Raw genomic sequence first — 262 nt, forward strand, 5'->3', positions numbered from 1 at the left:
TCAGCTACACCATCATCTTACGAATTAGATTCTAGCCTTAATGTGGTTGAACAACTTGTGAGACCAACTGGTCTATTAGATCCTGAAGTTGAAGTGAGATTTACTAGTGACCAGATTGTTGATTTAATTTCAGAAATAAAAAAAAGAGTTGAGAAAAATCAACGAATTCTGATAACAACCATAACAAAGAGGATGGCAGAAGACCTTGCAGAATTTCTTTCAAAAAAAGATATCAAAGTAAGATATTTGCACTCTGAAATCC

The 262-nt window shown here is 33.6% G+C and carries 1 pseudogene; it reads left to right on the forward strand.

Annotation, left to right across the window (positions count from 1 at the left end):
* A pseudogene (locus SAZ04_RS22350) lies at positions 1 to 262 on the forward strand (excinuclease ABC subunit B); the annotation flags it as partial.

It is taken from the genome of Halalkalibacter lacteus (assembly GCF_036663595.1).
Lineage (GTDB): Bacteria > Bacillota > Bacilli > Bacillales > Bacillaceae_D > Halalkalibacter > Halalkalibacter lacteus.